Source organism: Marinilactibacillus sp. 15R (assembly GCF_001895285.1).
Classification (GTDB): domain Bacteria; phylum Bacillota; class Bacilli; order Lactobacillales; family Carnobacteriaceae_A; genus Marinilactibacillus; species Marinilactibacillus piezotolerans.
In genome coordinates this window covers 2402319-2424079 of the sequence record NZ_CP017761.1, presented here as the reverse complement: position 1 = coordinate 2424079, position 21761 = coordinate 2402319, and the positions used below count along the sequence as shown (strand labels likewise).

The window sequence follows — 21761 nt, the reverse complement described above, 5'->3', positions numbered from 1 at the left end:
ATTGGAAAACATGAAATTCAGCAGGAAAAAGTAGTGTAAAAATATTTTAGGAGAGATAATCTTGAAACTGCTATTCATTGATGTAGATTCATTGAGACCAGACCATTTAGGTTGTTACGGATATCATCGAAACACTTCTCCAAATATTGACCGTATAGCAGAAAGAGGCATAAGATTTACTAAATATTATGCCTCTGATGCTCCCTGCAAGCCCTCTAGAACAGCATTTACTACTGGGAAGTTTGGTATACGAACAGGAGTAGTGGATCATGGTGGTAAAGCGACTAATTTAAGGAATTCTGAGAAAAATTCAGATTTTAAAGATGGTCTTGAAACCTTCAGTCTTCCAGGTATTTTACGTCAAAAAGGCTTGGAAACTGTCTTAGTCAGTACCTTTCATGAAAGACATTCTGCATGGCATTTTGCAGCAGGATGGAATCAGATTTTTAACTGCGGTAAATTGGGAGACGAAATAGCATCTGAAGTCACACCGATTGCATTAAAGTGGTTAAAATCAAATACTGATAAAGATAATTGGTGTTTATATCTAAATTACTGGGATCCACATACTCCTTATCGTACACCAGAAAGTTATGGTGAACCATTCAGAAATGATCCTTTACCTGACTGGCTGACTAAAGAAAAACTTGAGAAAGACAGAGAATTAGCTGGACCGCATTCTGCTAGAGAAGTTGACATGTACTGGAATAAACCATTGCCTGAGTATCCAAGATATCCTACTGAAATAAAAGATATGGATGATATGCGTAAATTAATTGATGGGTACGATACGGGGATACGTTATATGGATGACCATTTAGGACAGATTTTTGAAGAATTGGATAACCAAGGGATTTTAGATGAAGTTGCGGTAATCATAACAGGTGATCATGGCGAAAACCTAGGTGAGCTGGGGATTTATGCTGAGCATGCTACAGCCGACAAAGGTACATGTAACATACCTATGATTCTTTCGCTTCCAGAGCTGAAAGATAGTAGGATTGACGATAACTTTCATTACAATATGGACATCTTACCGACTCTTGCAGAATGGCTAAACGTGGAATCAGATCCTGAGTGGGACGCAAGAAGTTTTGCACCTGCATTAAGTGGACAGTCCTATAAAGACCGCAAGTTTCTAGTGATTAGTCAATGTTCTCACGTTTGTCAGAGAAGTGTTTTATTTGATAAGTGGTTATATATAAGAACTTATCACGATGGCTTTCATTTATTTGAAAAGCACATGCTATTTGACTTAGAGGAAGATCCTTATGAACAACATAATCTGGCTGAAACTAGAGAAGACATTGTAAGAGAAGCAATAGAATTGTTGAATGAATGGCATGACGAGATGATGGCTAAAATGACAGAACCAGTAGACCCTTTATGGACCGTGATAAATGAAGGCGGACCCTATCACGCCAAAGGCAATCTTGAAATGTATATCAATCAGCGATTACTTCCAACAGGGAGAACAGAAGCCGTTGAGAAATTAAAGCAAGCGTATCCAAATGAATTTAAGGTATAATGTAACTTGAATTTATAAGTTCTCTTAAAATAGCTTGCGAAAGCGATTCAAGATAGTTAAAGTGAAATATGTGAGTTAGTAGATTGTAAAAGAAAGTTAGGTAGATTCTTATGACTGGAATCAAAGATATAGCTAAAAAAGCGAATGTGTCTATTTCAACTGTCTCCTATGCATTGAATAATAGTTCTAAGGTCAGTGAAAAAACTAGAAAACGTATTCTGATGATTGCTGATGAAATGAATTATATCCCAAATAGAGCAGGACAGAATTTGAGGAGGAAACAAACTAGAATCATTGGTGTTCATCTATCCAGTTATAGTGGTAGTTTTTATGGTGATTTACTAGATGGTATTCATAATATGGCTAAAGAACTAGGGTTTGATATCATTGCTTGTTCTGGAGAAAAGTCTCGCCTGTTTCTGCCACAGGGAATGATTGATGGAATTATCGTATTGGATCAGTATTATCCAGATGAACAGTTGCTTAAATATGCTGAAGAAGGTCATTCGATTGTAGTCTTAGATAGACAATTAGAACATGAGAATATTCGACATGTACTGCTTGATAATCAAGAAGGAATGAAACAAGCAGTGCAATCATTAAAGTCTTCTCCAGTAGAAGTCATTGACATTATTGGTGGACCAAAAGGCAACTTTGACAGCAAAGAACGACTGCAGACAGCAACACAAGAGATTAGTAAATTAGGGAAAAAATTTCGTATTTATAAAGGTGAATTTACAGAAGAATCAGGATATCTAGCGGCACGAGAGATAGCAGCTGAAGCAAAGAAACAATCTGGGCCGCAGGCAAAAAAAATCCAGATTATTGCATTAAATGATGAAATGGGAATCGGCGCTTATAATTATTTTAAAAACTCTTCATTAAATACGGAAACTGAAGTGAAAATCATTGGATTTGATAATCTTGTCGTCAGTCGCTATCTAGATCCCAAAATGCATAGTGTAACCTACTCAAAAAGAGAATGGGGTGCGGTAGGTATGAATACGCTATACAAAATGTTGAATGGAGAAAGAGGAAAAGATGCACTGATTTCAACGAAGTTTTCGGCGAATCAATAAATGAGGTGAAACTATATATGGCATGGTGGAAAAATTTAGTCGTTTATCAAATCTATCCCAGAAGTTTTCAGGATTCCAATGGGGATGGAATCGGGGATATTCCCGGTATTATAAAGCGTTTAGATTATCTGCAGACATTGGGCGTGAATGCAGTTTGGCTGAGTCCAGTCTATGAATCTCCAAACGATGATAATGGCTATGACATCAGCAACTATGAAGCGATACATCCTGAATACGGAACGATGGATGATATGAATAATCTGATTGCTGAAGCCGATAAAAGAAATATTAGGATTATTATGGATCAAGTAGTGAATCATACTTCTGATGAACATCCCTGGTTTCAAGAAGCGATTAGAGCTAAAACAAGCAAATATAGAGATTATTATATTTGGAGAGACCCAGTTAATGGGAGAGAACCCAACGATTTAAAATCAGCATTCGGAGGTTCAGCATGGGAATATGATGAAAAATCTGGACAATACTATCTTCATATTTTCAGCAGGAAACAACCGGATCTAAATTGGGAAAATAAAGAAATGCGTCAGGATATCTATAAGATGATGAATTTCTGGCTGGATAAAGGAATTGGCGGTTTCAGAATGGATGTTATTGATTTATTAGGAAAAGATCCTGATCAGAAAATAACCGGGAACGGTCCAAAATTACATGATTTTCTGAAAGAAATGCACCAGAAGACCTTTGGAAACTATGATGTCATGACTGTTGGAGAAAGCTGGGTGCTGACGCCTGAAACAGCCCCGCTTTTTGCAGACGAAGGCAGAAATGAATTAAATATGATGTTTCAATTCGAACACCTGATGATTGATGAATTGCCCGAAACTTCAAAATGGGACTTAAAGAAGTTAGACTTAATAGAATTGAAACAAGTGTTTAACAAATGGCAAACTGGGATACCGGATACTACGTGGAACAGTTTATTCTGGGATAATCACGATACCCCTAGAATCGTGTCAAGATACGGTAACGACAAGAAATATCGGGTTGAGAGTGCAAAGATGCTAGCTATTTTGCTTCACTTGATGAAAGGTACACCATATATTTATCAAGGGGAAGAAATCGGGATGACAAATCTAGCAATTAATCACATCTCAGAAGTTCAAGATATTGAAAGCTACCGACTATATCACGAAAAATTAGCTCAAGGTTGGACAGAAGAACAAATTATTGAAGCAATCAACACCAAAGGAAGAGATAATGCACGCACACCAATGCAATGGGCAGATAGTGCGAAGGGAGGATTTACAACCGGGACCCCTTGGATGAAAGTCAATTCAAATATTCAAGAAATCAATGTTGAAGAGGCCCTGAAGGATGAAAATTCCGTTTTTTATACTTATCAGAAACTAATTCAGTTAAGAAAAGAACATACTGTAGTTATTGATGGAGAATTTAAAATGATGCTTTTAGATCATCCGAAGATTTTTGCATATGAACGTCAAAATTCCGATACTACTTGGCTGATTGTGGCTAATTTCAGTGATCAGGAAACCAAACTGTCACTGTCAGATAAAGAACAAATTGTGGAAGTCATTATTTCTAATTCAGATAAAAAAGCTTACAATTTAAAAGAACTGAATCTATCCCCATATGAAACTTTCGTAGTGGAGAAATAACTATCTTTAAAATACACTTATTCCTTTTAAAAGGGAGTAAGTGTATTTTTCACCTCAATCATTATGACTTGTTTAGTTAGTTGTTTTCATAGTTAAAGACAGGTATTTTTTTATTCGCTCATTACATATTATGATTGAATAATTATTTAGTTGCGTATACTTTTATGTTAGGATTTTATAGGATAAAAGGAAAGAGGCGAAGTAAATGGAAGGGTTGAATATAAGACCTGTTACTAAAGATAACTGGCGAGCAATAGTAGAATTAAAACCGCTAACTGATCAGGAAAAATATATTACCTCAAATGCTGAATCATTACTAGAATCGTTTTATGAAACACGATACAACTGGTCTGCTTTTGGATTGTTTAAAGAAGAATACCCAATTGGATTTACGATGATTGGAGCTTTTAATGCCGAAAAAGAGTATATCTGGTTAGATCGGTTTATGATTGATGGTCAATTTCAAGGAAAGGGATATGGAAAGAAATTTCTTCAATTGATAGTGGATTATATTCAGTCAAAATGGCAAGTAAAAGATATTGTGCTCAGCATAGTGAAAGAAAACAATCAAGCAAAAAAATTATATGAAACAATTGGATTTATAGATACTGGAAGAATCGATGAGGAAAATGGAGAGTTGGTTATGATTTTAAATGTTAAAAAATAATACGGAAGATATCCTTTGATCTATCAGATAAAAACAATAAAAACCAGAAACTTCTGATTAAGAAGTCTCTGGTTTTTGTGATTTATTGGTTGTTCAAGAAATTTAAACCCAAGCACCTTTACGGAATATTGGAACACGTGAACCATCTTCACGAATACCGTCAACATCCATTTGATCCGAACCAAACATGAAATCAACATGAACATCAGAGCGATTTAAACCTGCAGCTTTTAATTCTTCTTCTGACATTTCTGTTCCGCCAATTAAGTTAAAAGCATATGCAGATCCTAAAGCTAAGTGATTTGAAGCATTTTCGTCAAACAAAGTATTGAAGAAAGTTAAACCAGATTGAGAAATTGGAGAAGCATCTGGCACTAAAGCAACTTCGCCTAAACGAGCTGAACCTTCATCTGTCTCAATCAATTTCTTGATGACGTCTTCTCCTTTTTCTGCTGTTACTTTTTCTACTTTTCCATCTTTAAAGTGGAATTGCATACCTTCGATAATATTACCTGCATAGCTCAATGGTTTTGTGGAAACAACTACACCATCTACATGATTTGCATCTGGAGCTGTAAAGACTTCCTCGGTAGGCATATTGGCCATGAATCTTTCTCCGCGTGAGTTGTTGCTTCCAGCACCTTCCCAGCGATGTCCTTTAGGTAGGCCCACTGTCAGGTCTGTTCCTGGTGCAGTAAAATGAACAGCAGTGAATTGCTCTTTATTTAATTCTTCTGCTTTACTATCTAAGGTAGTATCTTTATTTTCCCAGGTTTTTATTGGATCTTCATCATAAATGTTCACTGCTTTAAAGATAGCATCCCACAAAGCATCTTGTTGTTCTTCTTTTGTTTCTAAATCTGGGAAGACTTTAGCCGCCCATTTTTCGCCTGAAGCAGCAGCGACTAGCCAGCTGACTTTGTTTGATTGAGTTGCACGTCTCATAGCAGAAAAAGCTCTACCTGAAGCAGCTTGCGCAGCAGCAATTTTTGAACTATCCAATCCCTGCAATGAATCTGGGTCAGATGAACGAACACTGATACGGCTGGCTCCTTTTTCGATATGATCCAAACTTTCATCTATTTTATATTGCGGAATATTAGTTAATACTTCTTCAGAAGCGTATTTAAATGTAGAACGATCAATGCTGTCATCTGACCATTTAACGATTACTTCTTTAGCGCCTTTTTGATAGGCAGCTTCTGTAATCAAACGTGCCAGTGGAGCCTGGTCCACATCAATATTCAGCACTACTGTGTGTCCGCTTTGAACGTTGACCCCAGTCGATACGATCAGAGCAGCGTATTTTTTCAATAATTCATCAAAATTTGCAATTGCCATCTTATAATCCTCCTAAAAAGTATAAAATCTCTTCTCTAATATAATAGCATACTCTAGAATCTAGTGCGAGAAGGCAGATTATATCCGATAAAATACTACCCGGTTAGGCGGATTTTAGCGTTATAAACATTAAATTTGTTACTATTTAACTACACATGTTTTGTGTTTATGACAAATTTAGCTATTTGATTTTATATAACGAACGTTATAAAGATGTGGTTAATCGGTGTTTTAATAACTTTTGTTTTTTGATATACTCTTATGGTAGTGATTATTTGTTCTTTTATTGTTATGTTAAGTATGTTATACTTAGAAGCATTATCGGATTATCAAGGAGAAAATAAGGAATTGAGGGAGACTGGAAGGTGCCAAGACAAAGAACGATTTTAAGAGAAAATATTTTAGGAGCTTCTATGGAATTGTTAAGAACGAGTGGGTTCAAACAATTTACGGCGAGACAAATCGCAATCAAAATGAATTCTTCAACTCAGCCGATTTATAAAGAGTTTAAAAACATGGAAGACTTAAAAATAGGGTTACTTGACTATGTTAAACAGTATTTAACAGAACGAGTTTATTCTACTCAAGAGTCTCGGGATCCTTTAATGGAAGTATGTAAAAATTATATACTTTTCGCAAAAAATGAACCAACACTTTTTTCTGCAATCTATATGGATCGGGAGTTTGAAGCGGTTCAACTTCATGATTTTGCATATGATAAGGTTACCGAAATCATTGCAAATGTCGAAGAAATTAGAAGTGAGAGCAGTATAAATGACTATCTTGATAGATTATGGCCAGCTATTCATGGAGTAGCGATGCTGGTAGCCCAAGGTAAAATAGTGTACAACAACGAAGAAGAAGTCAGTCGTAAAGTTTCTGATATTATCCATGCAAGTAAAGAAACTCAATATTAAACTGACCTAAAAAGAAGGCAGTCCGATCCTGATTCGGACTGTCTTCTTTTTACTATTTCAACAGATAATGTAATTCTATTTTATTTTTGAAAAAACTCTCATTTAGTTATGTGTTATATCTTTATACTATTTTTAAGTTACGTGATAAAATAGATATTGATTGAAAACTGAAATTGGGAGATTAACGAATATGAAATTATTTGAACCTATTCAACTAGGTAAACTGAAATTAAAAAATAGAATCGTTATGGCGCCCATGTGTATGTACTCAGTAGTAAAAAGGGACGGTGAACTAACCCCTTTTCATAATGTACATTATGCTAGTCGAGCAATTGGCGGAGTAGGGCTGATCTTTTTTGAGGCTACGGCTGTTTCTGAAGAAGGACGAATCACTGATCAAGATCTTGGTTTATGGAATAATGATCAAATGTTGAAAATAAAATCCTTAGCAAATACAATCCATAATTTAGGAAGCCAAGTAGGTATCCAGCTCTCACATGCTGGAAGAAAAGCTGAAGATGCAAGGAATCTAGCAGCACCAAGTGCAATTGCTTATAACGATAGTTACCAGACACCATTAGAATTATCTTCTAAGGGAATAGAAAAAGTGATTGCTGATTTTAAAGCATCAGCACAGAGAGCAGCTGATGCGGGAATGGATGTTATACAAATTCATGCTGCCCATGGATATTTAATAAACCAGTTTTTATCCCCTTTAACAAATCTTAGAGAGGATCAGTATGGATCACAGTCTTTAGAAAATCGTTTCCGGTTACTTAAAGAAATTATTCTAGAAGTACAAAAAGTATTTAAAGGCAGTATCTGGGTTAGATTTTCTGCAACTGATTATGATGAAGAAAGCACAACAATCAAAGAGTTCGATCAAATGAATCAATGGTTAAAAAATCTCTCAGTAGATGTTGTGGATGTTTCAACAGGAGGTTTGCTGCCTAAAAGACCGACCAGGATTTATCCTGGCTATCAGGCTCAATACGCTGAACATTTCAAAATAAATTCTAGCTTAAAGATATCAACAGTAGGTAAATTAGGTGATCCCAATTTAGCTAACTACATTCTTGAAACTGAGCAAGCAGATCTGATTGCTCTTGGAAGACCCTTACTAAGGAATCCCAATTGGCCGATGATGGCGGCAAGAGAACTTGGTTACACAGAATTTGAATCCTATAATCCATCTTATGGGCGAGGATTCAACGAGTAGTCAATATGTAAACAATAGAAGTGAGGAAATAAAAATGAAAAAATTATCCTTAATTATTCCTGCTTACAACGAGGAAGAAGTTCTTCCTCAATTAATTGAGAGACTGAATGAAGTGAGTCAACATTTAAGCAACTATCAATTCCAGTTCTTGTTTATCAATGATGGGAGCTCTGATAATACACTAGAACTCTTGAAAGAGCTGAATAAAAAAGATAAAAGAATGCAATATGTAGACCTTTCTAGAAATTTTGGAAAAGAAACAGCAATGCTGGCTGGGTTTGACTATGCTAATGGTGATGGAATCGTGATTCTAGATGCAGATTTGCAGCATCCACCAGAAGTAATAGAAGAAATGATCAACTGGTGGGAACAAGGATACGAAGATGTATATGCGGTCAGAAAAAAACGCGAAGGAGAAACCTTCTTAAAAGTATGGACTTCCAAGCTTTACTATAAGATCGTACAAAAAATGACACCGGAAAAAGTTATTCCTCAAGCTGGAGATTTCAGACTTTTAGATAAAAAGTGTATTTATGCGCTAAGACAATTACGTGAAAAAGAACGTTATACAAAAGGAATGTACGGATGGATCGGCTTTAAAAAGAAAGAAATCACCTACTTTGCAGAAGAACGTGCAGCTGGTGAGACAAAATGGAAATGGAGTAATTTGTTTAAACTGGCTATTGATGGAATCACTTCTTATAGCACGGTTCCCCTGAAAGTATGGTCATATATTGGCTTTACGATTTCTGTATTAGCTTTTATTTTCTTAGCAGTTGAAACGATTAAAACAATCGTATTTGGAACAGATGCAGCTGGATATCCAACACTCCTAGCAGCTATCTTATTTTTAGGTGGGATACAATTGATCTCGCTGGGCGTTATCGGAGAATATCTGGGAAGAGTATTTGTAGAAACGAAAGGCAGACCTGCTTACTTTATCCGAGAATCTTCTGAATTTGATGAATCTGAAAAGGAAGAAAATGAATGATCAAACTATTGAAAGATCAATATACTAAATATGAGGAAGTAATTAATTATTTATTTTTTGGAGTCTTGGCAACAGTTGTCAATATTGTAATTTTCTTTATTTTTGATACTTTACTCCAAACGCCTTATTTATTTGCAAATGGGTTATCCATTATCGGGGCCATACTTTTTGCTTTTTTTACAAATAAAAAATACGTATTTAAATCTGAAACGGTTTCAAAAAGAGAGGCTTTTAGAGAATTCTATCTTTTTGTAGGCTTTCGATTGACTTCAGGGATTTTTGATATGCTCAGTATGTATATTCTAGTAGATTTCTTAACGATCGATACCAATGTTTCTAAAATTATTACACAGTTTATAGTAGTGGTATTGAATTATGTGTTCAGTAAAGTTTTCATTTTCAAGCAGGAAGAGGGAGAGAATGATTAGTGCAGGACAAATCGATAGGCGGATAATATCGAAACAAACATTAGGGTTATACAGTTTACTATTTGTATTGATGATGTCAGCGATTTTCGGATATTATTTTTTTGCTGCAAATGCTTCTTTTATTTGGACAACGGATGGATATACGCAGCATTACTTAATTTTTCATGATTACCTTGAAAAACTGCGAGGATTCTTTACTGGATCTGGTTTTCCATTGTGGGACTGGTCGATCGGTATGGGTTCAGATGTCATTCAATCATATGGCTATTACGTAATTGGAGATCCTTTCGTATACTTAGGATTACTGTTTCCAGAATCAATGACAGAAATTGCTTTTCACTTGCTCATTATTCTTCGGGTCTGGGCGGTTGGAGGCAGCTTTTTATTATTTGCAAAGAAAATGAACTTTTCTCATTATGCTGGACTGATCAGTGCTATACTTTATGCCTTTGCAAATTATGGAATCTTCAATATGTCTAGACATCCTTTTTTTATACTTGCAATGATCTGGTTCCCTTTGCTTTGTCTTGGAATGGAAAAAATCTTTCTTAATGAACGAAGTACAGTATTTACGGTAGCCGTAGCACTAAGTGCATTCAGCAATTTTTATTTTTTCTATAAGTTGACAATACTGATTTTCTTCTACGCTGTAATTAGATATTTTATAGTGTATAAAAAAACTCAGAAAGAGTCTCTACTAAAATTATTTCTGAAAACTACAGTGGCCTATGTAATAGGTTTAATGATTTCTGCCATATTATTTTTGCCAGTCGTTTATGGATTCTTGAATGCTTCCAGGACGCCGGGTGGAGTCGAAATCAATATGTGGATTTATCCATTAGAGTATTATTATGCTTTATTTGATCATACTGTCGTTCCTGGCAGTTATTTCTGGACAATTGGTGGATTTTCTTTACTTTCATTTATCGCTTTAGTTTCTCTGAATTCTTTACCAAAGTTCAAGTTTATTAAAGTCACTTTAAGCTTGTTATTGATTTTGTTATTATTTCCTTTTTTTGGCTCCTTAATGAATGGTCTATCAGGTCCTTATAATCGATTCTCATTTGTGTTCGCATTTTATCTGGCATTAGCCGGGGGATACCTCGTAGATCATAAAAGTGATCTTAAGCAAACTGCAAAGAATAAATCTATGTTCCTCATGATTATTTATACCATAGCTGCTGTAATCTCTATTTTGATTCCGGGCTATTTAACGGTCTATATAACGATCCCGGTTTTTATTGGCTGGGTGATGTGGTATGTACTCTTTACAAAGCGTTTCAGCGGCTCTAACAAAAAAAGTCAGATGATATTAGGGTTGGTTGTACTCAATATGGTTTCAAATGGTATTGGCTATTATTATAGCTTTGGAGGAAATATGATTTCTAAGGTGTTGGATTATGGGACAGTTGAAGAAAAATATCAACAGGCATTAGGTGGACTTGAAAGTAATAGGACGATAGAAAGTCAGGATATCAGTAGAGTAGGGGTCACTTCAAAAGATAATCGCATCCGAAACCAGTTCATTTACTTGGATATGATGGGACTCAATTCTTACTTATCCATCTCGAATGGTAATTTGTCAGAGTTTGCGCGCGCTATCGAAACCAGTCCCTATCAGACGATTCAGCCATTAAGAGGAGGAGTGGATGATCGAAGCGGCGTGAATAATTTTCTAGGAGTTAAGTCTATTATTACAAAAAAAGAAAATGAAGCATTTATTCCATATGGTTATGACATCATTGAAGATGCTGATGAGAATCAGGACTTCATTCTAGCAGAAACAGAAAATGAATTTCCTTTTGCCTACACTATAAATCAAGGTATGTCTCGTTCTTCCTTTATGGAATTGAATGCTCTTGAAAGAGAAACGGCACTGGCTAATAACATCATATTAGAAGATGAAGAATATAAAGAAAGTAGTCTACTGCCAGCTGACCTTCAAACTGAAATAGAAGAAGTATCGTTTGAACTAAATATTTCTGATGAAACACCAGTGACACTAGAAAATCATTTGTATACGACAAAATCAGAACAAATGACTTTGGAACTAACGATTGATCGTCCAGAAGAATTAATTGGTTCAGAATTATATGTTAGATTAGAAGGATTAAAATATTATCCGATTGAAGAAAACATTCTACTCAGACAACCAACAAACTATACATTAACTGCAGCTTATGGCGATATTGAAAAAAATGTATATCAAGCAGATCGGTATAGTTTCAGTTCGTATTACCCTAGAGACTCCATGCTGATTAATCTTGGATATATAGAGCAGGATCAAGATATAAATGATCAGATTACGCTCAACTTTAATCGCTTTGGAAAATATTCCATTGATTCAATAAAATTATATGCTAAGCCGATAGATGAAGCACAGATTTCTGAAGCCGCTGCTAGCAGAGATGAAAAAGCTTTGAAAATTACTACCTTCGCTGATCAGATAATTAAAGGAGAAATTGAAGACACAAATGATGAATGGCTCGTGACGACGATCCCTTATTCTGAAGGCTGGAAAGCTGAGATTAATGGAAAAGCCGTTGAACCTGTAAAAGCGGATCTTGGTTTTGTGGGATTACCTTTGAACAAAGGGGATAATAATGTGACACTAACGTATCGGACACCTCATCTACTAACTGGATGTCTAGTAACTTTACTAGGATTAGGGCTACTTGGGGTAAATCACTTTATTTTACAAAAAGATAAGCTCTAAAAAAATAAAAGACCCGTTCTGAAATTAATCAGAACGGGTCTTTAGGTGCGCCCGGCATGGGCGATAACTTGGTGGTGAAAGTCCACTACAGACTTTGCAGTAGGAACTGTTAGCTGAAAGCAAGGGTGTCCATCGTGAGGTGGAATCTAAAGGAAGCTGGAGGCAAACACTCGCACTGACGAACAGAAACCTTATATGAAGGCTGAAGAGGGACGGATGAGTCTGCCTAACAAGACAAAGTCCAATACTGCACGAATCCCTTACAGTAAATGAGGCAGTGACATGAGTGGAAGGTTATCGCACCTTACCTGGGGAGATCTGTCTAGCGATACAGATGTATCGTAGTAACAACGAATAGACAGAAGTCAGCCGAGGTCATAGTAGGGAAAACGTACCGAAGGACCGAACAATATCAAATACAAAGTAAAGACTGGAGGTTAGAGGAAGCGAAGACTACAGAAAACAATGGAAACATTGGCAATCTGCGGAGGGATAAGGTGGAACCGAAAGAGTATGTAGATGTGTAGAGCTTTCTTCTAGGTTAAATGAAAGAAATGTATGGTAAGTCTCCATCACTGATGGAGCTCGTTGTAAGAAAAGAAAATTTACTCGAAGCAGCCCAAGTCGTTAGACGAAATAAGGGCGCTGCTGGAGTAGATGGCATGACAGTTTTTGAGGTTGAAGGCCATATTGAGAAGTATTATCTGCCCTTAAGGCAGAAGCTGCTTGATGGGACATACAAACCTCAACCTGTTAAACGGGTTGAAATCCCGAAAGCAAACGGTGCGAAGCGCAAGCTTGGCATACCGTGTGCACGCGATCGTGTGGTACAACAAGCGATCAAACAAATCATTGAACCCTATATCGACCCCTATTTCCTTCCGCAAAGTCATGGGTTCCGACCAAATAAAGGAACACATACAGCGCTGAAACAATGTGCCAAGTTCTATGAAGAAGGATATAAAGTGGTTGTGGATTGTGATTTAAAGCAATGCTTTGACACGTTGAATCACGACAAACTCATGTACCATCTTGAGCAGTTCATCAAAGATAAGATGATACTCAAGATTATCCGTAAGTTCTTGATGAGTGGTGTAACAGACCTGTCTGGCGAATTCGTAGAAACTCATACAGGCGCACCGCAAGGTGGTGTATTGTCACCCCTTCTCAGCAATGTATACTTACATGAACTGGATAAAGAGCTTGAAAAACGAGGACACCGATTCGTTCGATACGCAGATGACTTTGTCATTTATGTGAAATCGAAACGAGCAGGGGAACGAGTCATGAAAAGTGTGACTCGTTTTATTGAAAAAGACCTCAAACTTATCGTCAATGACGAAAAGAGTAAAGTGGGGTCTCCCACTCGTTTAAAGTTCTTGAGCTGTCTGATGATGAAAGTGAATGGAACCTATCGTTTTATTCCTACAAAAGAAGCCAAGAAGAAGTTTAAGCGTACATTAAAACGGCTAACGAGTCGTAAACGTCCAGGAAACTTCATTACTGTTATAAAGGAAATCAACCAAGTCACAAGAGGTTGGATTGGCTACTTTGGATTAGGATTTATCAAAAGATTCATATCAAACGAGATAGAACCATGGTTACATCACAGACTTAGACAGCTTATCTTAAAAAGATGGAAACGACCGAAAACAAAGATAACGAAGTTATTAGAGTACGGTTTAGATGAGGATAGCGCAAAACGGATTGGATTTTCAAGAAAGAAATACTGGCGACTATCCAAAACGCCTGAAGTTCATTGGGCACTTACAAACGAAAGACTCCACCAGTGGGGCTTAGTTTCACTAAGCCACCTAGGGGAGTCTGCTTACAAAAGATATTGAACCGCCGTATACGGAACCGTACGTACGGTGGTGTGAGAGGTCGACAAGTCAATTAATGGCTTGTCTCCTACTCGATTTTAAGAATTAGAAAGAAGTCTGATCTGGATCTTGGGCAGAACCTGCGCGACCTTTTAGACTATCGATTTTTTTCATATCTTCTTCTTCAATTTCAAAATCAAAAATATCTGCGTTCTCATGAACGCGTTCTTCATGAACAGATTTTGGTAAAGGCAAGAATCCGTGCTGTAAACTCCAGCGCAGTACTAACTGTGCAATTGATTTGTTGTATTTAGCAGCTAATTCTTTAAGTTCTTCAACCTCGAAGATTTTACCTGTTCCTAGAGGACTATAAGCTTCAGAAACAATATCATGAGCCTGGTTATACTTCACGACTTCTGTCTGCATATCACTAGGATTCAATAAGATCTGATTCAAAGTAGGCTCGATTTTAGCTGTTTCAGCTAATGCTTCTAAGTGATGTGGATGGAAGTTTGATACGCCTATAGCACGAATTTTTCCAGCTTCAACAGCTTCTTCCATAGCTCGCCAGCTCTGAGCATTTGCTTCTTTCCAATTATCTCTATATTTAATAGGATTTGGCCAATGGATAATATATAAGTCAATATAGTCAGTATCTAGTTTATCCAATGAGTCTTGAATGGCTTTTTTAGCTTCTTCATAGCCATGTTCCTGATTGCTGAGCTTAGTAGTAATGAAGATTTCTTCACGATTCAAACCACTTTTTTTGATGCCGCGACCAACACCTGTTTCATTTTTATAAGCAGCCGCAGTATCAATATGACGATAGCCTGCTTCTAAAGCCCAAAGTACAGACTTTTCAGCTTCTTCGTCTGTAGATTGCCAAGTACCGAAACCAACTACTGGAATCTCGACACCATTTTTCAAAGTATACGTATCTGTTAATGACAAAATAATCCCTCTTTCCTAATCTTTAATAAGTAAAATTATACATCATATATCCAAATAGTGCGAATTAAAGGAAGCGAAAAACTGACATTCTTTGAAAATTTCTCATAGAATGTCAGGTTTTTTATTGTTTATTAAATGCTTCGATCAAAGACTTAGCGAATGCTTGAAGATTTTTAGTGTCCTCTTCTTCAGGATCAAGGTCGACTTTGACACTTTCAGCGCCTTTTATAGCGCCTGTTTTATCAAATTGGTCATTGAAGTCATCGACTGATTTACAATATTTCTCATAAAAAGTATCACCTGAACCAAATGTACCGTAAATCTTTCCAGATAGATCGAGTTCTTCTAATTCTTCATAAAAGTCTACAATCTCGTCTGGAAGATTAGCATCGGTCCCATATGTGTAAGTTCCGACAATTGCGATATCTACATCTTCAAAGTCTGTTGGATCAGCTGAGTAACTCTCGACCAGTTCAACTTCGGCCCCTAATTCTCTAAAAGCTTGTTCAATGATTTCAGCACATTGTTCTGTATTTCCAGTCAGACTGGCATACACGATCATTACTTTAGGCACGGACTTCCATCCTTTCTGTATACTCATCTCATTAAACAGTATAGCAAAGAAAGACCAACAAAAAAAGTAGTGTGAAGTATATTTCATTTTAGCCTTTTAACCCTTTGGACTGACGGAACATATCTTCCACAACAATATCAAAAATCTCACCTAAGGTAGAACAGTATTCTAAAATCTCCCAAGGCTGGTTAGTATGAAAATGAATTTTAATCAAATTTTCATCTCCAACTGCTAGAAGACAATCACCAGCAAAATGTTGATTAAAGTAAGTAGAAATAGCATCTTCAGATAAATTTTCTCCTTCTATCAGTAACTGAGTGTCATATCTAAATTCGTTGTCCATAAGAATTCTCCCTTTTTTGTAAATCGTATAGTTTACGATTTTTAAATATGAATATAATATATCTGATATATAGAAGATAAGCAATCTCTTGAATTGAAAGCGGAATGTTATCTTTGATTTATGAGAGGAAATTAAGGAAATTTATATAAAACAAAGCAGCTGGGACAAAAGTCTTCATTGTCTAAAAATTTGAAGTATCGGAAAATCAAGGATTTTATTTTGGTTTGACGGCGTTTTAGTTTCTAGCTCGTTTGCTCTCAGTCTCTATCTTTATTGTTACGCATGCCAATTTCTCTAAAAATAGATACTTTGCTTGAGTATAGAAACCTGACTGAGACGAGCTGAATGGTGTGAGGAACTGCTCTTATCTGGCAACTGAATGGAGATCTCTTAGTGAGTTGATTGATATACTGCTTTTATCTGGCAACTGAATGGAGATCTCTTATTGAGTTGATTGATATGCTGCTTTTATCTGGTAACTGAATGGAGATCTCTTATTGAGTTGATTGATATGCTGCACTTATCTGGTAACTGAGTGGAGATCTCTTAGTAAGTTAAGTGATGAACTGCTCTTATGGGGTAAAGTTCATATAACTGTGTAAAAACAAAAGCCATATGTAGATTAATCCAGAACCAAAACAAACAGATACAAATCAAAGAAACTGGGACAAAACTAGATAGAATGTAAAATCCCATCAAATCAAGGGAATTCACTCCTTGATTTGACGGGTTTTTGGTTGTTATACACTTCAAATTATTGCTCAATAGAAACTTTTGTTCCTACCTCTTTGTAATGATTCAATCATTTATTTTAAGATTTAATATTAATAACGATTTTGCCTTTAGCATGATGAGTCTCACTTAAACGATGGGCTTCTCTCATACCATTTTCAGTAAAAGGGAACTGACTGCCTATAGTGGCTTTAAGCTGATTATTTTTCATTAGTTCACCTAATTTGGCCAAACGCTTACCATCAGGTTCTAAGAAAAAGTAACCTGTTTTGACTTCATTTGTTTTAGCTAGTTCTTCACTTGGCGGATTCGTAATGGAAACAATTATGCCACCTTTTTTCAATACGTTAAAGCTTTTTCCCTGAATCTCACCACCCATTGTATCGAAAACAATATCATAGTCATCAAGTTCTGATTCGAAGTCTTGTTTTTTGTAATCAATAAAGACATCTACACCTAAATCATTTAAATAATCTTCATTATCAGAGCTTGCAGTAGCAGCAACAGTCGCACCAAAACTTTTGGCAATCTGAATGGCTAAACTACCAACTCCGCCAGCACCTGCATGAATCAGTACTTTATCGCCCTCTTTGATTTTAGCGATTTCTACTAAAGCAGTCCAAGCGGTTTCACCGACAAGTGGAATAGAAGCTGCTTCTGCAAAGGATACATTTTCTGGCATATGTGCTAGCAGATTACTATCAATAGCAGTATATTCAGCATATGTTCCGAAAGCATTAGTAGCTGGTCTAGCAAATACGTTGTCTCCCACAGAAAATCCAGTTACAGCTTCACCCACTTCTTTAATGATTCCTGCAGCATCCCATCCTAATATGACAGGAAACTGAAAAGGCAAGTTATCTTTAAGATAACCTTCTCTTACTTTCCAATCTACCGGATTGATAGAAGTAGCATGTAATTCTACTAGAACTTGATTATCTTTAATTTCCGGTGTAGGAACTTCTCTTTCGACTAACTGATCAGCAGACCCATATTCTTCTATAACAATAGCTTTCATTTGTTCGTCCTTCTTTCATTTAAATAATAATGAATGACTTATTCTGACCTTTACTTTACAAAATAAGCATATCAAAAAAATAGTGATCAACAAAAGATTTGCATCTTTACTTTAGACCATCAGAATCTAATGTATTATACAAATTAAATTGTGCAAAATCAAATTTGAATCATCTCATTATTCTTTTATATTTTTAACGAATAGATGTTATGATAAGGAGAAAATAGAATAGTCTACCAAATAAATCAATAGGAAGTATGTAATGGCTAAAACGCAAATGAAAAATGTATTACAATCAAATGATTCCAACAAAGAAAAAGCTGCCTATCTATGGGAATATTATAAATGGCACTTAATGGGTATCATCCTCGTACTATTCTTATCCATTTACTTAATGATGCAATTATTTAACCGGACACAAGTGGATTACCATATCGGTGTATTGGGTCCTCAAACGACAACAGAACAAACGGAGATTTTATCGAATGACTTAAAGGCATTACTAGATCCAGAAAATCAAAAAGGGAATATGCTGGTGACTGTTACTCAAGAAGGACAAGGAGCGGAACGTTTTTTTGCCCAATTAGCAGCCGTGTAGTATGATCTATTACTAGTAGACAAAACAGTATTTGAGAACTTTACCGATAGTGAATCAATGGAGGTTCTACAAGTGGAGGGTGTTGAAAGCGCGAATCTTTTTACTGAACCAGAAGAAAATAAGATAATCGGAATTGAATCAAATAGTATTCCATATTTTTCAGAACATGAAGCGACTTCCAATCTGATTATGCTGGTACCAAAAAATTCGACCAGAAACCCGGAAACGATAGTTTTCTTTCAAAAACAGGGAATAAGCCTGAAGATTCAGAAGTCTGAATAATTTATGAGTAAGAACCTTTTGATTTATTAAACCTTCCTCGTAAAGGTTCCAGAATCATTAAAATTTCTGTATAATAGAGAATAATTTGATACTTTAAGGAGACTGATTACGTGATTACGCTAAAATCACCTAGAGAAATAGATGCTATGGAACGATCCGGCGCAGTGCTGGCTGATATCCATGAGAAATTACGTGGGTTTATCAAACCGGGTATATCTGGATCAGATATTGATCAATATGTAGAAAAACTTATAGACGAACATGGCGCAAGTGCCGAACAAAAAGGATTCGAAGGTTACGAATATGCGACTTGTGTCAGTGTAAACGATGAAATTTGTCATGGGTTCCCTAGAAGTGAGAAATTAAAAGAGGGGGATCTGATCAAAGTTGATATGGTCATCAATTTAAATGGTGCATTATCTGATTCCTGCTGGAGTTATTCAGTAGGAGAGGCAACTGATGAAGTCAAAAAGCTCATGGACGTCACACTGACTTCTTTATATAAAGGAATCGCCGCAGCAAAAATCGGAAACAGAATCGGCGATATCGGTCATGCGATCCAAAGCTATGTTGAACCTTTTGGTTTCGGTGTTGTCCGTGAATTTGTCGGACATGGTATCGGCCCTACATTACATGAAGGTCCAAGTGTACCTCACTACGGTCAAGCAGGTAAAGGAATGCGCTTAAAAGAAGGTATGGTTATTACCATTGAACCCATGATTAATACAGGTACCTGGAAATCGAAAATGGATGATAATGGCTGGACAGCCCGTACAAAAGATGGTGGATTAAGCTGCCAGTACGAGCATACCATCGCTATCACAAAAGACGGTCCTAGAATCCTGACTAAACAAAAAGATGAGTAACTTATGTTAGGAAACTAAACAATTCAATCTAGAAGTGTTGAAAAGAGACTGAGTTTTACCAATTCTCTTTCCATCCTTCTAGTTTTTTTGTTGATAGCAGAAGTGGTGTAAACACATATAAGCATCTGAATACTCGTTTAAAACAGTTTCTGATATGATATTCAGTGACTATGTTATTTGAGAGGATTAAAAAAATATGAAGCAGCGAATATGGTATGCAGATGTATTGAGAATATTAGCAATTGTCATGGTTATATTGATTCATATCGTATCTAAAGATACTCATCGATATGAACTAGATACAATGGGCTGGCAATGGCTTAATTTCATCAATGGAATGTCTAGAATCTGTGTACCTTTATTGTTTATGGTAAGTGGCATGTTTTTTCTTGATCCAAAGAAAAACCTAGAACCTAAAACGATGTATACGAAATATATCTGGCGGCTCGTTCGTGCGTTTTTTGTCTGGTCAGTTATCTATGTATTTTTTGATCAATACAAACAGCCTGAAGTTGCTCTTACTGAAGAAGTAGATCGTACAATCCTTCAGATCGTTCAAGGGTACTTTCACCTCTGGTTCTTATATAGGTTGACTGAAATTTATGTAATGGTGCCACTTTTAAGACCATTGACCAAAGAAAAGCACTTAGCTATTTATTTTGTACTTATAAGCTTTGTTGTAGGGTTTTTGATTCCCACCATCAATCAGTTCCCTGTCAGATCTACTGATACAGTCGCAGACAATGGACTTAATGTAGATATTACACTCGGCTATGCCGGATATTTTATGGCCGGTTATTTATTGAGCCGATATACTTTGCCAAAAAACTGGCGCAGAACACTTTATGGCTTGGGCATTATAGGCTTTGCTGTAACGGTTATTGGAACAGCATTAAGGTCGGCACAAGATGGGGCAATGTATTCATTATTTTATGAGTATCTGACACCCAATGTTTTTTTTGCAAGTCTAGCGACATTTGTATTCGTGAAACATTCGATGCAGAATATAACTTTATCTGAAAAAGTTCAGAAAATGATTATCCATATTTCTAAATATTCATTTGGTGTTTACCTTGTCCATGTGCTGATTCGTGATCTGCTTTGGGATCTTGGTTTGAATACGACACTATTCACTCCATTATTATCGATTCCACTTATTGCTTTACTTGTTGGTGGAATCAGTTATTTTATTATCTGGGGTCTAATGAAGGTCTGGGAATGGGTAAAACATTCCGTTAAAGGAAAAAACTGGAAAGCAACTTAATCTTTTATTTTGCTTTCTATAGTGAAGGGGAAGTAAGAATTGAGATATAGAACACATTTGGCAGCCACGTTAGCCATTTCTCTGCCGGTAATGGTCTCTTCAGAATCTCTTTCAGCAGGTAGCTTGTCATTTGCAGCTTTAGGGGCTGTATTTCCGGATATCGATGAACCAAACTCCTATATTGGACGTAGAATGATCGGGATCAGTAACAGTATGAAAGTAGTTTTTGGACATCGCGGACTTACACATAGTCTAACAGGGCTAATTGCAGTAACATTCTTTTTTTATTTAGGGCATACTACATTTGGTTTACCTCTGGAACTCGTCCACTGGTTTGCTTTTGGCTATTTAGCCCACTTAATAGAAGACTCTTTTTCTAAAAAGGGAATTGCCTGGCTGCAGCCACTTTCTAAGAAACGGTTTCAGTCCGGATTCAATAGGATTTATTATAATACTGGCGGAATAATCGAAAATATTCTCTTTGTTACAGCCACTTTAATTTTGATTCAGGAAGTTTTGCAGCTGAATTTTAGCGACTTTTCTTTTGAATATATCAATCAGTTTCTCCATTGAGCGCATAACTTTGGATAGAAACTTTACTGCAGAATCATAGCAATAAAAATAGACTGAGATCAACGGGAGCCATGAAAATAATGTGGCTTCCGTTTTTAGTAGCGTATAAAGGTAAACTTAAGATATTTTATTACAAAGTTTGTAATAAAATACTTTTTAATTTAAAATGAAAAGATAAAGTAGTATGGAAAGAATAGATAAAAGCAGAAGTAAA

At 36.2% G+C, this 21761-nt stretch carries 20 protein-coding genes; 15 read left to right on the top strand and 5 right to left on the bottom strand.

The features are described from left to right. The first annotated feature begins 61 nt into the window (after positions 1–61). The 4 genes from BKP56_RS11880 (at position 62) to BKP56_RS11865 (ending at position 4911) form a co-directional block, all read left to right on the top strand. The gene (locus tag BKP56_RS11880; RefSeq protein WP_072695304.1) at positions 62–1528 is read left to right on the top strand and encodes a sulfatase family protein; all 1467 of its coding nucleotides are present in this window, start codon (positions 62–64) and stop codon (positions 1526–1528) included. 110 nt (positions 1529–1638) lie between these two features. After that, a complete protein-coding gene (locus tag BKP56_RS11875) occupies positions 1639–2607 on the top strand; it encodes a LacI family DNA-binding transcriptional regulator (RefSeq protein ID WP_072695302.1) in 969 nt (322 codons plus the stop codon). A 17-nt stretch (positions 2608–2624) separates the two neighbouring features. Then, a complete protein-coding gene (locus BKP56_RS11870) occupies positions 2625–4244 on the top strand; it encodes a glycoside hydrolase family 13 protein (RefSeq protein ID WP_072695300.1) in 1620 nt (539 codons plus the stop codon). Between the two features lie 205 nt (positions 4245–4449). Further along, positions 4450–4911 (top strand): GNAT family N-acetyltransferase, encoded by a 462-nt coding sequence (locus BKP56_RS11865; protein ID WP_072695298.1) that lies wholly within the window; start codon positions 4450–4452, stop codon positions 4909–4911. Between the two features lie 102 nt (positions 4912–5013). Here the strand turns inward: BKP56_RS11865 and BKP56_RS11860 are convergent, their stop codons facing one another. After that, positions 5014–6252, bottom strand: coding sequence for an aminopeptidase (locus tag BKP56_RS11860; RefSeq protein WP_072695296.1), 1239 nt, complete (start codon positions 6250–6252; stop codon positions 5014–5016). Positions 6253–6617: 365 nt separating this feature from the next. On the opposite strand from BKP56_RS11860, the gene BKP56_RS11855 reads away from it, so the two are divergent. The 6 genes from BKP56_RS11855 (at position 6618) to ltrA (ending at position 14367) form a co-directional block, all read left to right on the top strand. Continuing rightward, a complete protein-coding gene (locus BKP56_RS11855; RefSeq protein ID WP_072695294.1) occupies positions 6618–7169 on the top strand; it encodes a TetR/AcrR family transcriptional regulator in 552 nt (183 codons plus the stop codon). 190 nt (positions 7170–7359) lie between these two features. Further along, positions 7360–8388, top strand: coding sequence for an NADH:flavin oxidoreductase/NADH oxidase (locus tag BKP56_RS11850; RefSeq protein WP_072695292.1), 1029 nt, complete (start codon positions 7360–7362; stop codon positions 8386–8388). A 34-nt stretch (positions 8389–8422) separates the two neighbouring features. Then, complete coding sequence (locus BKP56_RS11845) at positions 8423–9379, top strand: glycosyltransferase family 2 protein (RefSeq protein WP_072695290.1); 957 nt, start codon at positions 8423–8425, stop codon at positions 9377–9379. After that, positions 9376–9807, top strand: coding sequence for a GtrA family protein (locus BKP56_RS11840; RefSeq protein WP_083540568.1), 432 nt, complete (start codon positions 9376–9378; stop codon positions 9805–9807). The genes BKP56_RS11845 and BKP56_RS11840 overlap by 4 nt, the downstream gene beginning before the upstream one ends. After that, a complete protein-coding gene (locus BKP56_RS11835; protein WP_072695288.1) occupies positions 9800–12523 on the top strand; it encodes a YfhO family protein in 2724 nt (907 codons plus the stop codon). The genes BKP56_RS11840 and BKP56_RS11835 overlap by 8 nt, the downstream gene beginning before the upstream one ends. Positions 12524–13068: 545 nt before the next feature. Further along, on the top strand, positions 13069–14367 hold the full coding sequence (gene ltrA / locus BKP56_RS11830; protein WP_232226883.1) for a group II intron reverse transcriptase/maturase: 1299 nt from the start codon (positions 13069–13071) through the stop codon (positions 14365–14367). Positions 14368–14451: 84 nt separating this feature from the next. On the opposite strand, the gene BKP56_RS11825 is transcribed toward ltrA, so the two are convergent. From BKP56_RS11825 to BKP56_RS11810, 4 genes are all read right to left on the bottom strand, one after another. Next, entirely contained in the window at positions 14452–15300 is an 849-nt protein-coding gene (locus BKP56_RS11825; protein ID WP_269466212.1) for an aldo/keto reductase, read from the bottom strand. A 118-nt stretch (positions 15301–15418) separates the two neighbouring features. Then, the gene (locus tag BKP56_RS11820) at positions 15419–15871 is read right to left on the bottom strand and encodes a flavodoxin (protein WP_177206330.1); all 453 of its coding nucleotides are present in this window, start codon (positions 15869–15871) and stop codon (positions 15419–15421) included. An 88-nt stretch (positions 15872–15959) separates the two neighbouring features. Then, entirely contained in the window at positions 15960–16214 is a 255-nt protein-coding gene (locus tag BKP56_RS11815; protein ID WP_072695284.1) for a kinase to dihydroxyacetone kinase, read from the bottom strand. 811 nt (positions 16215–17025) lie between these two features. After that, positions 17026–17964: an NADP-dependent oxidoreductase gene (locus BKP56_RS11810; RefSeq protein ID WP_072695282.1), complete on the bottom strand. Its 939-nt coding sequence runs from the start codon at positions 17962–17964 to the stop codon at positions 17026–17028. Between the two features lie 262 nt (positions 17965–18226). Between BKP56_RS11810 and BKP56_RS11805 the strand changes: the two genes are divergently transcribed. The 5 genes from BKP56_RS11805 to BKP56_RS11785 all read left to right on the top strand — a co-directional run bounded on the left by BKP56_RS11805 (position 18227) and on the right by BKP56_RS11785 (position 21547). Then, complete coding sequence (locus BKP56_RS11805; RefSeq protein ID WP_072695281.1) at positions 18227–18562, top strand: hypothetical protein; 336 nt, start codon at positions 18227–18229, stop codon at positions 18560–18562. 72 nt (positions 18563–18634) lie between these two features. Beyond that, a complete protein-coding gene (locus BKP56_RS11800; RefSeq protein WP_072695279.1) occupies positions 18635–18844 on the top strand; it encodes a hypothetical protein in 210 nt (69 codons plus the stop codon). Positions 18845–18954: 110 nt separating this feature from the next. Beyond that, positions 18955–19710 (top strand): type I methionyl aminopeptidase, encoded by a 756-nt coding sequence (gene map / locus BKP56_RS11795; RefSeq protein WP_072695277.1) that lies wholly within the window; start codon positions 18955–18957, stop codon positions 19708–19710. Between the two features lie 196 nt (positions 19711–19906). Then, the gene (locus BKP56_RS11790) at positions 19907–20974 is read left to right on the top strand and encodes an acyltransferase (RefSeq protein ID WP_072695275.1); all 1068 of its coding nucleotides are present in this window, start codon (positions 19907–19909) and stop codon (positions 20972–20974) included. A 39-nt stretch (positions 20975–21013) separates the two neighbouring features. Further along, positions 21014–21547: a metal-dependent hydrolase gene (locus tag BKP56_RS11785; protein ID WP_072695273.1), complete on the top strand. Its 534-nt coding sequence runs from the start codon at positions 21014–21016 to the stop codon at positions 21545–21547. Positions 21548–21761 lie beyond the last annotated feature (214 nt).